Source organism: Salinicola sp., from assembly GCF_982684285.1.
The window spans coordinates 15,034-28,973 of record NZ_CEXLVS010000006.1 but is presented as its reverse complement, the minus strand read 5'-3'; the positions used below and the strand labels follow the sequence as shown (position 1 = coordinate 28,973).

Genomic DNA, 13,940 nt, shown 5'->3' with positions numbered 1-13,940 from the left:
ATCGAACCGCTCGGCGCGCCCGGTCATCACCTCGCTGATCAGACGGCCAGCGAGATGCGTGCAGGTGACACCGTGCCCGGAATAGCCCTGGGCGTAATAGACGTTGTCGTTGATGACGCCGAACTGCGGCAGCCGATTCAGTGTCATTAGGAAGTTGCCGCTCCAGGCATAGTCGACCCTGACGTCCTTGAGCTGCGGGAATGTCTTGAGCATCTTGGGACGAATGACCGCTTCGATATTGGCTGGGCCTGCGTTGCCGTAGTTGACTCCGCCGCCGTAGATCAGCCGGTTGTCGCGCGTCAGGCGATAGTAGTCGAGCAGATAGTTGCAGTCCTCGACGGCGATGTCATTGGGCAGCAATGTGCGAGCGAGATCTTCCCCGAGGGGTTCGGTAGCGATGATCTGGGTACCACAGGGCATGGACTTGCCTTCGAGTGCCGGCATGACGCCGCTCATGTAGGCATTGCCGGCCATGACGACGCGATCGGCATGAACCCGGCCATCCGCCGTTTTCACGGTTACCGTCTGGCCATGAACGAGACTGATCACGGGGCTGTGTTCGAAAATCTTGCCACCGAGCGATTCGAAGGCCGCAGCTTCCCCCAGCACCAGATTGAGCGGATGGAGGTGGCCGCCCGAGTGGTCGACCAGTGCGCCGGTGTAGCGGTCGCTGCCGATTTCACGCCGGTAGGCTTTACCTTCCAGCAGCTCGAGCTGGTCGTGGCCGTAACGCCGCCATAGCGCCTGGTGTGCCTTGAGGCCCTGGAGCTGTCGGGCGTTGCAGGCGGCGAAGAGGTTGCGCTCGCGGAGATCGCACTCGATGTCGTAGCTCGCGATGCGTTCACGAATGATGCGGTTGCCTTCGAACGCCATGTCGCCCAGTGCGCGAGCCGTCTCGGCGCCGTACTTGTCCTCGATCACGTCCATGTCGCGGCTGTAGCTGTTGACGATCTGTCCGCCATTGCGTCCGGAGGCGCCATAACCGACGCGAGCCGCTTCCAGTACGACGACGTCGAGCCCTTTTTCGGCCAGATGCAGTGCGGCGGAGATACCGGTGAAGCCGGCGCCGACGACGCATACGTCACAATGGATCTCGCCGCGCAATGGCTGGCGTGCGGGGCTGGAATTGGCCGATGCGGCATACCAGGACGCAGCATGAGACAGGGTGGCTCCGGTGTGCTTGACCCCTTGGTGCGTGGGCATGACAGACTCCGTAGTGGTTATTTTATTCAACACTTGATGCCTATTCTACGGAGCCAAAGGGCCTAAATCCAATGCAGACGGCGTGGTATATTTGCCACCTATCGAGAAAAACGGCGGTTGACGGCTTCCGCCGCCAACCGCCGTTCGGTGACCCGTTCCGGTACTCGCGCCGCTAGCGAGATCGGGCTTCCGACCACAACTGCTGCAGCAGTTGCAACTGCTCGCCGTCGACGGAGGGCGTCAGCGACAGCCGGGAGCGGGTGTCGGCATCGGGCATCACCGGTGGCTCGCGAAGTTCGGCGGACAGCATCGGTTGTGCCGCAGCGTTGGGCGAGGTGTACAGGTTGTAATTGGAAAGCTGGGCCGCGACGTCGGGGCGCAGCAGATATTCGATGAAGCGGCGTGCGTTGTCCGGATGCGGTGCCCGGGCCGGGATGGCCATCACGTCCACCCAGCGCTGCGAGCCTTCCCTGGGCACGAAAAAGCCGATATTGCCGTAGAGCTCCGGGTCTTCGCTCTGCTTGCCGGCCAGGTCGCCGTTGTAGGCAATGCCGGCGTGGATCACGCCGCTGGCGATCTGTTCGATGGTCGCGGTGGCGTCGACGAAGCCGACGAAATTGTCTCGCTCGCGGGTGGCGACCACCAGCTTGGCGGCCTCGACCCAAGGGGCCTGGCCGACGCAATCGAACCCTTCGCCGAGATAGGCACAGATGGTCGAGAAGGTGAACTGGGCATCGCCCTTGAGCAGCGCAAAGGGGTAGTCGGCGTTGACGGCGGGATCGTACAGCAGTCCCCAGCTAGGGTCCGGGTCGGGGAAGGTGTCGGTGTTGTAGACGATGCCGGTCACACCCCACTGATACGGCACGGTGTAGATGTCCTCCGGGTCGTAGGCCGGGTGGCGGAAATCCGACATGATATTGTCGATGCCCTGCAGCGCTTGGCCTTGCTGCGATTGACCTTCCGGGACGAGTGGCTGGATCAGCTTCGCCCCGATGAGACGCGGCACGAAGTAGTCCGAGGGGATGATGATATCGTACTGGGCGTCGCCGCCGGCGTTCAGCTTGGCCAGCATCTCGGCGTTGGAGTTGTAGTAGTTCTGAACCACGTCGATGCCGGTTTCGGCCTCGAAGGCGGCGATGATCCCGGGATCCATGTAGTCGGTCCAGTTGAACAGGTTCAACTGTTTTTCCTGATCGTCGGCCATGGCGCCGCTGCCTATCATGCCGGCTGCGATCGCGATCACCCAGTTCGCGTATTTCATGATATTCCCCTGGTGTCCTGGAGACTTAGGTTCTCCCACCGCACTTCTCGCTTGGCAGTGTTCATACGCGCAGCAGCAGGTGCTCGCGCTCCCACGAACTGATCACGCGGAAGTAGGCGCGGTGTTCGGCGCGTTTGACCGCGAGATAGCTGTTGGTGAAACGTTCCCCGAGGATGTCGGCCAGTTCGGGACATTCCCGCAGCCGGTCCAGGGCCGGGCTGATGTCGTCCGGCAGCTTGCTGCCACTGGACCAGGCCGAGCCGACCATCGGCGGGCGCGGTTCCAACTGGCCGACCATGCCGAGATAGCCGCAGGCCAGCGAGGCCGCCAGTACCAGGTAGGGGTTGGCGTCGGCGCCGCCGAGGCGGTTCTCGACCCGGGTGGCGGCGGGCGAGGAGACCGGCACGCGCAGACCCACGGTGCGGTTGTCCATTCCCCAGTCGACGTTGACCGGCGCGGAACCGCTTGCCTCGTGGCGCATCAGCCGGCGGTAGGAGTTGACGTTGGGGGCCAGCAGCGGCATCGCTGCGGGCAGGTACCGTTGAAGACCACCGATGAAATGGTGGAACAGGGTGCTGGTGTGGCCCTCTTCACCGGCGAACAGGTTGTTGCCCTGGGCGTCGACCAGGCTCTGGTGAATGTGCATCGAGCTGCCCGGCTCGTTGGCCATCGGCTTGGCCATGAACGTGGCGTACATGCCGTGGCGCAGCGCGGTTTCCCGCAGCACACGCTTGAACATGACCACCTGATCGGCCAGCGCCAGCGGATTGCCGTGCTGGAAGTTGACCTCCATCTGGCCGGCGCCCTCTTCATGGATCAGCGTGTCCAGGTCGAGATGCATCGCCTCGCAGTAGTCGTACATCTCTTCGAACAGCGGATCGAACTCGTTGACCGCATCGATGGAGAACGACTGACGGCTGCTCTCCTGGCGTCCGGTACGACCGATCGGCGGCTCCAGCGGGTAGTCGGAGTCGGTATTGGTCTTGACCAGGTAGAACTCGACCTCGGGGGCGACCACCGGGCGCCAGCCGCGCTGTTCGTAGAGTTCCAGAACGCGCTTGAGTACGTGGCGGGGCGAAAGATCGACCGGCTCGCCGGTGAGGTAGTAGCAGTCGTGAATGATCTGCGCGGTGGGGTCTTCGGCCCAGGGCACCAGGAAGGCGGCGTTGGGGTCGGGCACCAGCTCCATGTCCCGCTCGGCGGGGTTCCAGAAGCGGATGTCCTCGTCGTCGGGATAACCGCCGGTGACGGTCTGGATGAAGATCGAGTCCGGCAATCGTGGCAGCCCGCCATCGAGGTACTTGCTGGCGGGCATGATCTTGCCCTTGAGGATGCCGGTGAGATCGGTAACCAGGCATTCGACCTCGGTGATGCCGTGCTGATGGAACCAGTCTTTGAGCGCTGGTGTTTCCTGACGGTGACCCATGTGAGCGTTCCGTGTGGTGATGGGTTGCCCGGACGTGGCCAGCGGCCGTGCCGGGCAGTGAGATTGGGAAGCGGCGCCTCTACCGGGCCTGCACTTCCGACCACAGTTGCTGAAAGGGCTGCAGCTTCTCGCCCTCGAGGCTCGGGGTGAAACGCAGCACTTTCATCTCCTCGTCGGTGGGCTGGGCCGGCGGTTGCCTCAGAGCCTCTTCCAGATAGGGTTCGGCGGCGGCGTTGGGGCTGGCGTAGTAGTTGTAGTTGGAGAGCTGGGCGCCGATCTTGGCGTCGAGAATGAAGTCGATGAACTTGTGGGCCAGATCCGGATGGGGTGCCTGGGACGGAATCATCATCGAGTCGACCCACATCTCGGCGCCTTCCTTGGGGATCATGAAGTCGAGGTGCGCGAAGGTCTCCGGATCCTCGCTCTTGTACAGCAGGTAGTCGCCGTTATAGGACATGCCGACATGGGTCACGCCGCGCGCGAGCTGCTGCAGCGCCGGGGTGCCGTCGGAGAAGCCGGAAAAGTTGTCGCGATGCTTGGTCTCGATCATCAGCTTGGCGGCGTCGCGCCAGCTGTCGAGGTCGTCGCAGTCGTAGGCTTTGCCCAGCGACGCGCAGGCAGCCCCCATGGCGACCTGGCCGTCGCCCATGATCGCGAAGGGGTAGTCGGCGTTGATCTCGGGATCGAACATCAGCGACCAGCTGCGGGGCGCGTCCGGGAAGGTATCGGTGTTGTAGACGATCCCGGTCGTACCCCACTGATACGGCGCCGAATAGGCGGAGCCCGGATCGAAACTCGGGTCCTGGAACTGCGCCTTCACGTTGGCGAAATTGGGCAGCTTCGAGCGATCGAGCTTCTGTACCAGGCCAGTCTGGATCAGGCGCGGGACGTAGTAGTTCGAGGGCACGATGATGTCGTACTGGGAGGCCCCGCCGGCATTGAGCTTGGCGAACATCTCCGGCAGCGAGTTGTAGTAGTTCTGCACCACCTCGACGTCGTACTTCTGCTCGAACGCCGTGATGATCTCCGGGTCCATGTACTCGGTCCAGTTGAACAGGTAGAGCTTGTCGTCCGCGGCCTGGGCCTGGCTGGCCAGCAGCAGGCTGCAGAAGGCGGCGGTGATGGCACTGGTGACGGGCTTTGACATTGGTTCTTCTCCTTGTTGTTCGTTAGGGAGCCACTGCATAACTGCCTACACGAGCGAATGGCTGCGTTGCGCGGTACTGGGGCGCCAGTCCGATCGAAACTCGCCTAACCCCATGTTATGTCTCGGTCTCTGCGTGCCGTGCGCCTTGCCCTTCATCTCGTTCGGCGATTTATCCAGCGTTTCCTCGCTTTTTTGACAGCTTTTCGAGCGCTCCCCCGACGCGGGGCTGGCGCTCAGACCTTGCGTTGGCGATTGAATACGAGACTGATCATGGCGGCCAGGGCCACCGCGCCGATCATCAATGTGGCAATGGCATTGATCTCCGGCGTGACGCCTTTCTTGATCGCGCTCCAGATGTAGATCGGCAGCGTGGCGCTCTCCGGCCCGGCGGTGAAGAAGCTGATCACGAAATCGTCCACCGACAGCGTGAACGACAGGAAGAACGCCGAGATCAGCGCCGGCTTGATGGTCGGCAGCATGAAGTGAATGACCCGCTTCAACGGCGTGGCATAGAGATCCTTGGCCGCTTCGAACAGGCTTGGGTCGAGCCCGACGAAGCGCGAGTAGACGATCAGCGCGACGAACGGGATCTGGAAGGTCACGTGGGCGATGACCATGGTCCCGAGCCCCGGCTGCAGCAGTCCGGTCAGGCGGTGGAACTGGACGAAGAACGCCATCTCGGAGATGCCGAAGACGATGTCCGGCAGCACGATGGGCAGGTAGATCAGCACGATCAGCCAACCGAGCTTGCGATGGCGATGCCGGTACATGCCATAGCCGATCAGGCAGCCGACGGCGAGTGCGATGACGGAAGAGCAGACTGCCAGGATCAGCGTGTTGCCAAACGCCGTGATGATCTGCTCGTTGCCCAGCAACTGGTGATACCAGCGCAGCGAGAACCCGGTCAGCCGGGCGGCGCTGTTGGCGGCATTGAACGAAAACAGTACCACCACCGCCAGCGGCAGGTAGAGGAAGATCAGTGTCAGCCACCAGAACGCCGTCAGACCGCGCTTGAGCGTGCGCTTTCTCATATCACCACCTCCTCGCCGCCGCCGAGACGCTTGCCGATGCGGCGCATCGCGAACAGGCCGATGAAGGTCGCGATCAGCATCAGGATCGCGCCGGCGGCGCCCAGCGGCCAGTTCGAACCGCCGGAGAACTGGGTCGCCACCAGGTTGCCGAGCATCATCGCCTTGCCGCCTCCGAGAAGCTCCGGAATCACGTACATGCCGAACGCGGGGATCGCCACCAGCACCACGCCCGCGAGCAGGCCCGGCAGTGTCTGCGGGAAGACGGCGTGCCAGAACGCCCGGACCGGCTTGGCGTAGAGATCCTGCGCCGCTTCGACCTGGGCAGTGTCGAGCTTCTCGAAGGCAGCGTAGAGCGGCAGCACCATGAACGGCAGGAAGTTGTAGACGAGACCCAGTGTCACCGCGAAGTTGGAGGGATAGAGCCCCATGTTGGGCGAGATCAGGCCCATCATCTCGGCGAGGTTGGAGAGCGGCGTACCCGGCGCCAGCAGATTCATCCAGCCGAAGGTGCGAATCACCTGATTGGTCCAGGACGGCACTACCACCAGCAGCAACATGATCGGTCGCCACCGCGCCCGGCAGGTGGTGATGTAATAGGCGATGGGGTAGGCGACCAGCACCACCAGTCCGGTGGCGACGACGGTCTGCCACAGCGAGCGCAGCAGGGTGTAGAGATTGCCCGGGCTCCAGCCCAGAAAGCCGACGCCCGCCAGCTGCTCGAACGAATTCAGCGACAGCGGCAACTGCGGCAGTCCGTAGGGGCCGTTGGTCATGAACGCCACGGCCATCAGATAGATGCTCGGCAGTACCAGGAACACGATGATCCAGGCTGCGCCCGGGGTCACCGTAAACAGCAGGTGGCGGGTTTCGCTGACCACCGCATGGCGTCGCGAGGCCGTCTGGGATGTCTGCAGCATGTCGCTTCTCCTCAGGCCGCGACGCGGACCAGGTCTTCCGGGCAGAGACCGATCGTCACCCGGTCGCCGACGTCGTGTATGCGCTGGCCCAGGTTGCCGGCCACTGCCGTCAGGGGATGGTCATTGACGGTCAGGCGGTATTCGATGCGGCTGCCGCGATAGAGTCGCTCTTCGACCGTGCCCTCGAGCCGGTTGTAGTCCGCGGGAATGTCGCCGCCCAGCTCCAGCGTCTCGGGGCGGATCAGCAGCCAGCCGTCGGGGGCGTTGCGCTGCTCGGCGGGGTCCAACTGCAGGCGTCCCAGCCCGGTATCCACCCAGTCGTCCTCGCTGGCGGTGATGGCGAACAGGTTGTCGTGCCCCATGAAGCGGGCGACGAAGGCGTTGGCCGGATGCTCGTAGACCTCGCGGGGGGTGCCCACCTGCTGGATGATGCCGCTGTCGAGCACCGCGATGCGATCCGACATCACCATGGCCTCGTCCTGGTCGTGGGTGACGAACACGAAGGTCATGCCCAGGCGCTTCTGCAGGCGTTGCAGCTCGACCTGCAGCTGGCCGCGCAGGCCGGCATCCAGGGCCGACAGCGGTTCGTCCAGCAGCAGCACGTCGGGCTCGCAGACCAGCGCCCGGGCCAGGGCGATGCGCTGCTTCTGGCCTCCCGATAGCTGGTCGACGCGGCGCTCGACCAGCGGGCCGAGCTTGATGAATTCGGCCACCTCCGCCACCTTGCGGTTGCGCTCGGCGGCCGGTTCGCCACGCATGCGCAGGCCGAACGCCAGGTTGTCGCGCACGGAGAGGTGCGGGAATAGCGCGTAGGACTGGAATACCGTGTTGACGCTGCGCCGATGGGGCGGCATGTCGATGACGTCCTTGCCGCCGATCGTCAGCTGGCCGTCGTCGGCCTCTTCCAGTCCGGCAAGGATGCGCAGCAGCGTCGTCTTGCCACACCCGGACGGCCCCAGCAGGGTGAAGAATTCGCCGGCCTTGATGTCCAGGTCGACGCCCGCCAGCGCGATGGCGTCGCGTCCGAATTGCTTGCGTAACCCCTGCATCCTGATCGAGGACGCGCCGCGCCTGTCTCTCGACGCCGTATCTGCCACTTCCGCTCGATCGGCGGTGTTCACGGTGTTCGTCAAATCGGTCATTGGGCAGTCCTCGTCATTCTCGACGCTCGTCACAGCCGGTCGCGAAGCTTGTAGAAATGGGTCGCCAGTACCAGCAGGGGAGTCCGTAGCCACCGCCCCCCGGGAAATGTCCGGTGGGGCATGGCGGAAAAGAGGTCGAAGCGCTCGCTTTGCCCGGCAATGGTCTCGGCCAGCAGCTTGCCGGCCAGCCCCGCCAACGCCATCCCGTGGCCGGAGTAGCCCTGGGCATAAAAGACATTGGGCGCCAGCCGGCCGAAGTCCGGCGCGCGATTCATCGTGATGGCCACGTCTCCCCCCCAGCGATATTCGATATCGATCTCCTTCAACACCGGGAACAGGCGCCGTATCTTGGCGTCGGTGCGCGCCTCCAGACCTTGCGGCGGGCGGCCGTCGTAACTCACCTCCCCGCCGTAGATCAGGCGCCGGTCTCTCGACAGGCGATAGTAGTCGAGTACGAAGTTGGCATCCGACAAGGCGTCGTTTCTCGGGAGCACCTGAGCGGCCTGCTGCTCGGTCATGGGCGCGGTGGCGATCATGTAGTTGGCCGCTTTCATGATGCGCCCGCTCATTTCGGGCACCAGCCTGTCCCCGTAGGCGTTGGTGGCGATCACGACGTGATCGGCAGTGACGCGGCCGCGTTCGGTGACGACGTTGGCCTGCTGGCCGTGCTGGATATCGACCGCGGGGCTGAACTGATGAAGGGTCGCTCCGGCCCGTTGAGCGGCCCGGGCCAGACCGAGCGTGTAGTTGAGCGGATGCAGGTGGCCCGCTTCGCGCTCCCAGAGCGCCGCCGGGTAGGCATCGGTGACGACGTGTTCGCGCAGTGCGTCGCCTTCCCGCCACTCGAGCCCGTGATAGTCGAAGTCGCGGGCCATTCGCTCCTGCGACTCCCTGAGCTCGACGACATGGCGAGGTTTGACCGCCGCGTGAAGGTAGCCCCAGGACAGGTCGCAGGGGATCTGGTGATGCTCGACGAGGTGGGCAGTCAGTCTTACGGCTTCACGGCTCATTTCCCAGATATCGCGGGCGGCCGACAGACCCAGGGCCTTCTCGACGGTGCCTATATCGGTGCCCAGGCCTGGCAGTATCTGCCCACCGCTACGTCCGGAGGCCCCATGGCCCACGTCCAGTGCTTCGAGCAGGATGACCCGATATCCCCGCTGGGCCAGGTGCAGCGCGGTGGAACAGCCGGTGACGCCTGCGCCGATCACGCAGACGTCGGCGCGATGATCGCCCTCCAGCGGGAGCGCTGGCTCCAGCTCGACGGCGATGGAGTCCCGATACCAGGAGGAGGTTGTCGCCGACGACGAATAAACTGTCATAGGGTGTCCGTCTTGGGTTGCGCGCTGCGCTTGTAGTTGTTGATTCTGTCATGTCGAAGAGTGACGCGACCCGCTCAGTGTGTCACCAGTTCCGTGGTGGATGTCAACTATTTAATAACACTATTCTTGGCCGGAAGACACGGGTCTCGGCAGGACGCGCAGCCTCCTCTTGCTGGGCTCCATTACGCCCGGAAACAAGGTTGAAACACGGTTTTTCGCCTTTTAATGCCCATTTTTTCACGATCTTGCAACTGACATTGGAGCCGGCCGATCCTCTCCGACAGCGAGGGGGGAGTCAAAAAATATCAGTGGAGTAGTGGAATAATCGACAGCTGGCCTTGGGTCAGGCAGCCGACGAAGGGCATCGGCTGCCGTGGCGTGATCGGCAGGAGCGAGATCGTGTCGCAACGCCGTCAAACCGATGGATGATCGAGTTCCGGGAGGTTGATGATGATTCAAGAGCCCGCTTTCAGACTCTCCTCGCCGATGCCGTAGGTGTTCGGCACGAACCAGCCCACGTCGCGCAGATCCTTCTCTACCTGATCCTCCACCTGCAACAGGTGGGCAAAGATCGCCATGCGCATCGGAATGCCGTTGTCGGTCTGGCGGAAGATCGCCAGGCGCGGGTCGCCGTTGAGGTCGGTGCTGAGGTCGTTGGCGCCGGGGCGGCTGTCCCGGGGCAGCGGATGCATGACAAGGGTGGTCGGCGAGCAGCAGCGGTCGAGGAAGCCGCGATCGACGACGAAATCCGAGGTCAGCTCGGCGAAGCTCTCCGACATCTCCGCGGTGAAGCGCTCGCGCTGGATGCGGGTGGCGTAGATCACGTCGACGTCGTTGAACGACTCGGCCAGGTTGGGCCGTGTCTCGATGCGGTGGCCGCGAGAGGCCACCAGATCGACCAGATGCTGGGGCATCTCCAGCCCCGGCGGCGACACCAGGGTAATGCGCAGCGGATCGTAGAGCGACAGCAGCTTGATCAGCGAGTGCACCGTGCGGCCGTACTTGAGATCCCCGGTCAGCAGAAGATGCGCGCCCGCCAACGGCTTGCTCAGTCGCGCGAACTCCTTGGTGATGGTGTAGACGTCCAGCAGCGCCTGGCTCGGGTGCTCGCCGGGGCCGTCTCCGCCGTTGATCACCGGCACCTGGGTCGCCTCGGCGAACTCCGCCACCGAGCCCTGCTCCGGGTGGCGCATGACGATGGCGTCGACGTAGCCGCCCATCACCCGGCTGGTGTCGTAGAGCGATTCGCCCTTCGCCATCGACGAGAAGGTGAAGCCGGTGGTGTCGCAGACACTGCCGCCGAGGCGGCAGAAGGCGGCGTTGAAGCTGATCCGGGTTCGGGTGCTGGCCTCGAAGAACAGGTTGCCGAGCACCGCACCTTCGAGCACGCGGGTCACCTTGCGGCGCTGGGCGATCGGCTCCATGCACTCGGCGATGCGGATCAGGTGGTCGACGGCATCGCGGGAGAGCGAATCGACGGAGAGCAGGTGCGAAGGCATCGGGAAACCTCTTTGGCGGGCAAGTGTGACAGCGCATGCGGCGGCGATAGTGTAGCGCCGCTGGCGGCTCGCTTCACGCCCGGAAAGGCGCGATGCCGCGGGTCCGCCGCAAGGGGCGACAAGGCGGATGGGTGGCGATGGCGGCGGGAGCCGTTTTTAACCTGAGTTAATGATTGATACCGAGGTTTGGAAGAATCCCGCCAGGCTCTCTATGCTGGGGAGGCGTCGCGGTGATTCATGGGAGGATGCCGCGACGGCCGGACAGATTCATTCGATTCGTTCAGGAGGGAGCCGGAATGTCAGAATCGCATTTTCCACCACAGCATCAGACCCATCAGCCGGGTGACGAGCACGACATGCGCCCCGAGCCGGAGTTCATTCGCGACGACTATCGCGGTACCGACAAGCTCGAGGGCAAGGTGGCGCTCATCACCGGCGGTGACAGCGGCATCGGTCGCGCCGTCGCCGTCCACTACGCCCGCGAGGGCGCCGATTGCGCCGTGGTCTACCTCGACGAGGATCGCGACGCCGAAGACACCCAGGCGCTGATCGAAGCCGAGGGCCGGCGCTGCCTGTTGCTCAAGGGCGACGTCGCCGACTCCGCATTCTGTCGCGACGTGGTCGAGCGCACGCGGCGGGAGCTGGGCGGCCTCAATATCCTGGTCAACAATGCCGCCGAGCAGCACGACTGGGACGACGTGACCGAGATCACCGACGAGCAGCTGCAGCGCACCTTCGCCACCAATATCTTCAGCCACTTCTACCTGGTGCGCGAGGCGGTGCCGCATCTGAGCGCCGGCGATACCATCATTGCCACGTCGTCCGTCAACGCCTTCAAGGGCAACGACACCCTGATCGATTACTCAGCGACCAAGGGCGCGATCCAGGGTTTCGTGCGTTCGCTGGCGCAATCGTTGGTGGATCGCCAAATCCGCGTCAACGCGGTGGCGCCGGGGCCGGTGTGGACGCCGCTGATTCCGGCCAGCTTCGACGACGACAAGGTCGAGGGCTTCGGTGGGCAGGTGCCGATGAAGCGTGCCGGGCAGCCCAGCGAGATGGGGCCGGCCTACGTCTATCTGGCCAGCAAGGAGTCTTCCTACATGACCGGACAGACTATCCATCTGAATGGCGGGGTGATCCTGAATACCTGAGGAAACACTGCATAAATGTCTGCGCAGGCGAATCGGCATCGTTGCGCGGTGCTGGAGCGCCAGCCCGGTCGAATCCTCACCTATACCCCAATATGCTCCGGTTGCTGCGCTCCGTGCGCCTTGCGCTTCATCCTGCTCGACAATTTATTCAGCGTTTCCAAACGAAACATGCCTGCGCTGGGGGCGTTTCGGGCCCAACGCCTACGCTGGCGGTTCGGTGGGGGTCTTGCCGCCGATCTTGGCGGTGATCTCGCGGGCGGTCTCCGCGACCAGGGCGGCGAGTTCGGGCAGGCGGGAATCGTCGATCCGGGCCACCGGGCCGGAGACCGATATCGCCGCCAGCGGCAGGCCGCTCTCGTCATGCAGGGTGGCCGCGACGCAGTTGAGGCCGATGGCATGTTCTTCGCGATCGACGGCGTAGCCCTGTCGGCGGATCTCGACCAGCTGGTCGCGTAGCGTATCGACGTCGGTCAGCGTATTGGGCGTTTCGCCCTCCAGCACGCGGCCGGCGACGATCTGCTCGAACTCCTGGGGCGGCATCCACGCCAGCAGCGCCTTGCCGACACCGGAAGCGTGCAGCGGCGCCCGCGAGCCGAGCCGGGTGATCATGCGCATCATCTGCTTCGATTCGCTCTGGGCCAGGTAGACCACCATGCCGTCGTCGCGGATGCCGAGATTGGCGGTTTCGCCACTGGTGGCGGTGAGCCGACGCAGGAAGGGGCGCGCGGTGGCGACGAAATCCCTCGCTTCGAGAAAACTGTTGCCGATGCGGAAGGTCTTGACGTCGATCTTCCACAGTCCGCTCTCGACGTCCTGGGTGATGAAGCCCTGCTGGAACAGGGCCTGCAGCAGGCGGTGGGTGGTCGAGGGGGCCAGGCCGACGTCCTCGGCGACGTCGGACAGGGCCAGCCCGTCCGGAGTCGCCGCCAGCATCTCGAGGATGTTCAGGCCCCGCACCAGCGACTGACTGTGCCCGCCGCTGCTCTTGGCGCCGCCCGCGGGCCGGCCGACGGCTCTGCGTTTGGATTCCGCTGCCCGATTGTGCTGCTGTTCGGTCGCCCGCTGCCGCTGCTGTTCAGTCGCCCGATGCCGCTGCTGTTCAGTCGCCCGATGCCGCTCTTCGTCCGTCACCCGTCGCCACTCTCGTGTCCGCCCATATCAGGCGCTCAGGATAACCGCTCGATCCCGTGGTGTCTGCGCGCTATCGGCTACGACTTTCGGTCGCGCGCTGTTCCAGCCGCAGTCGCGCAATCCGGTGGATCTGTTCGATGGCGGTACGGCGCTCCTGTTCCCGGGTATGGCCCAGGCGAGTCTCGAAAGCTGCCAGAATCGCGTGGCGGTCGAGCCCGCGCACGGCGATGACGAACGGGAAGTCGAACCGATCGCGATAGGCCTGGTTGAGCCGCTCGAAACGCGCGAACTCCTCCGGGGTGCACTGGTCCAGTCCGGCGCCGGCCTGTTCCGAGCGGGAGTCGTCGGTCAGCTCGCCGCCGATCGCTGCCTTGCCGGCCAGGTCGGGATGGGCCCGGATCAGCGCCAGCTGGGCCTCGGCCGAGGCCGCGTCGACCTGCTCACGCAGCCGTTCGGCCAGTCCGGCGGGCGTGTCCTGCGCTGCGTCGAGACCCTGCTCCCAGGCCTGCGCCGCGATCCATGGCGAGTGCTCGTAGATATCGCCATAGCGATCGATGAATGCGTCGCGCGCCAGTTGGCTGGGCCTGGGCGTGAGAAGTACCGTTGTCATGAGGCCTCCGATTGACCTTTGTATACAAACCAACTTGAATGAGGCTAACGCTTCGTACGCCCGGCAATCCACCGATTTCGGGCGATCCCGCATCCGACCG

12 protein-coding genes are annotated in these 13,940 nt (G+C 64.3%); 1 reads left to right on the top strand and 11 read right to left on the bottom strand.

Annotated features, from left to right (window positions below; translation table 11 throughout):
- The 9 genes from AC3AYF_RS01355 to AC3AYF_RS01315 form a co-directional block, all read right to left on the bottom strand.
- A partial coding sequence (locus AC3AYF_RS01355) for an NAD(P)/FAD-dependent oxidoreductase (protein ID WP_487779315.1) occupies window positions 1-1,203 on the bottom strand: 1,203 nt, incomplete at its 3' end.
- A gap of 172 nt (window positions 1,204-1,375) precedes the next feature.
- Window positions 1,376-2,464, bottom strand: a complete 1,089-nt coding sequence (locus tag AC3AYF_RS01350; protein WP_295035802.1) for a polyamine ABC transporter substrate-binding protein — start codon at window positions 2,462-2,464, stop codon at window positions 1,376-1,378.
- A gap of 61 nt (window positions 2,465-2,525) precedes the next feature.
- Window positions 2,526-3,890: a glutamine synthetase family protein gene (locus tag AC3AYF_RS01345; RefSeq protein WP_295035800.1), complete on the bottom strand. Its 1,365-nt coding sequence runs from the start codon at window positions 3,888-3,890 to the stop codon at window positions 2,526-2,528.
- Window positions 3,891-3,969: 79 nt separating this feature from the next.
- Entirely contained in the window at window positions 3,970-5,037 is a 1,068-nt protein-coding gene (locus tag AC3AYF_RS01340; protein WP_487779314.1) for an ABC transporter substrate-binding protein, read from the bottom strand.
- A gap of 233 nt (window positions 5,038-5,270) precedes the next feature.
- Entirely contained in the window at window positions 5,271-6,068 is a 798-nt protein-coding gene (locus AC3AYF_RS01335; protein ID WP_295035796.1) for an ABC transporter permease, read from the bottom strand.
- Window positions 6,065-6,985 (bottom strand): ABC transporter permease, encoded by a 921-nt coding sequence (locus AC3AYF_RS01330; protein ID WP_295035794.1) that lies wholly within the window; start codon window positions 6,983-6,985, stop codon window positions 6,065-6,067. The genes AC3AYF_RS01335 and AC3AYF_RS01330 overlap by 4 nt, the downstream gene beginning before the upstream one ends.
- 11 nt (window positions 6,986-6,996) lie before the next feature.
- On the bottom strand, window positions 6,997-8,127 hold the full coding sequence (locus AC3AYF_RS01325) for an ABC transporter ATP-binding protein (RefSeq protein ID WP_487779313.1): 1,131 nt from the start codon (window positions 8,125-8,127) through the stop codon (window positions 6,997-6,999).
- Between the two features lie 29 nt (window positions 8,128-8,156).
- A complete protein-coding gene (locus AC3AYF_RS01320; RefSeq protein WP_295035789.1) occupies window positions 8,157-9,449 on the bottom strand; it encodes an NAD(P)/FAD-dependent oxidoreductase in 1,293 nt (430 codons plus the stop codon).
- Window positions 9,450-9,904: 455 nt separating this feature from the next.
- Entirely contained in the window at window positions 9,905-11,077 is a 1,173-nt protein-coding gene (locus tag AC3AYF_RS01315) for an aspartate carbamoyltransferase (RefSeq protein ID WP_295035825.1), read from the bottom strand.
- Between the two features lie 167 nt (window positions 11,078-11,244).
- On the opposite strand from AC3AYF_RS01315, the gene AC3AYF_RS01310 reads away from it, so the two are divergent.
- Window positions 11,245-12,099: an SDR family oxidoreductase gene (locus AC3AYF_RS01310; RefSeq protein ID WP_487779312.1), complete on the top strand. Its 855-nt coding sequence runs from the start codon at window positions 11,245-11,247 to the stop codon at window positions 12,097-12,099.
- A 201-nt stretch (window positions 12,100-12,300) separates the two neighbouring features.
- Here AC3AYF_RS01310 and AC3AYF_RS01305 read toward each other — a convergent pair whose 3' ends face one another.
- A complete protein-coding gene (locus tag AC3AYF_RS01305; RefSeq protein ID WP_295035785.1) occupies window positions 12,301-13,230 on the bottom strand; it encodes an IclR family transcriptional regulator in 930 nt (309 codons plus the stop codon).
- 70 nt (window positions 13,231-13,300) lie between these two features.
- The gene (uraD, locus tag AC3AYF_RS01300; RefSeq protein WP_295035783.1) at window positions 13,301-13,840 is read right to left on the bottom strand and encodes a 2-oxo-4-hydroxy-4-carboxy-5-ureidoimidazoline decarboxylase; all 540 of its coding nucleotides are present in this window, start codon (window positions 13,838-13,840) and stop codon (window positions 13,301-13,303) included.
- Window positions 13,841-13,940: the final 100 nt, after the last annotated feature.

Bases quoted from the DNA above. Each gene is read 5' to 3' on its own strand.
- AC3AYF_RS01350 (WP_295035802.1), bottom strand. From the start codon at position 2,464: ATGAAATACGCGAACTGGGTGATCGCGATCGCAGCCGGCATGATAGGC.
- AC3AYF_RS01345 (WP_295035800.1), bottom strand. From the start codon at position 3,890: ATGGGTCACCGTCAGGAAACACCAGCGCTCAAAGACTGGTTCCATCAG.
- AC3AYF_RS01340 (WP_487779314.1), bottom strand. From the start codon at position 5,037: ATGTCAAAGCCCGTCACCAGTGCCATCACCGCCGCCTTCTGCAGCCTG.
- AC3AYF_RS01335 (WP_295035796.1), bottom strand. From the start codon at position 6,068: ATGAGAAAGCGCACGCTCAAGCGCGGTCTGACGGCGTTCTGGTGGCTG.
- AC3AYF_RS01330 (WP_295035794.1), bottom strand. From the start codon at position 6,985: ATGCTGCAGACATCCCAGACGGCCTCGCGACGCCATGCGGTGGTCAGC.
- AC3AYF_RS01325 (WP_487779313.1), bottom strand. From the start codon at position 8,127: ATGACCGATTTGACGAACACCGTGAACACCGCCGATCGAGCGGAAGTG.
- AC3AYF_RS01320 (WP_295035789.1), bottom strand. From the start codon at position 9,449: ATGACAGTTTATTCGTCGTCGGCGACAACCTCCTCCTGGTATCGGGAC.
- AC3AYF_RS01310 (WP_487779312.1), top strand. From the start codon at position 11,245: ATGTCAGAATCGCATTTTCCACCACAGCATCAGACCCATCAGCCGGGT.
- uraD (WP_295035783.1), bottom strand. From the start codon at position 13,840: ATGACAACGGTACTTCTCACGCCCAGGCCCAGCCAACTGGCGCGCGAC.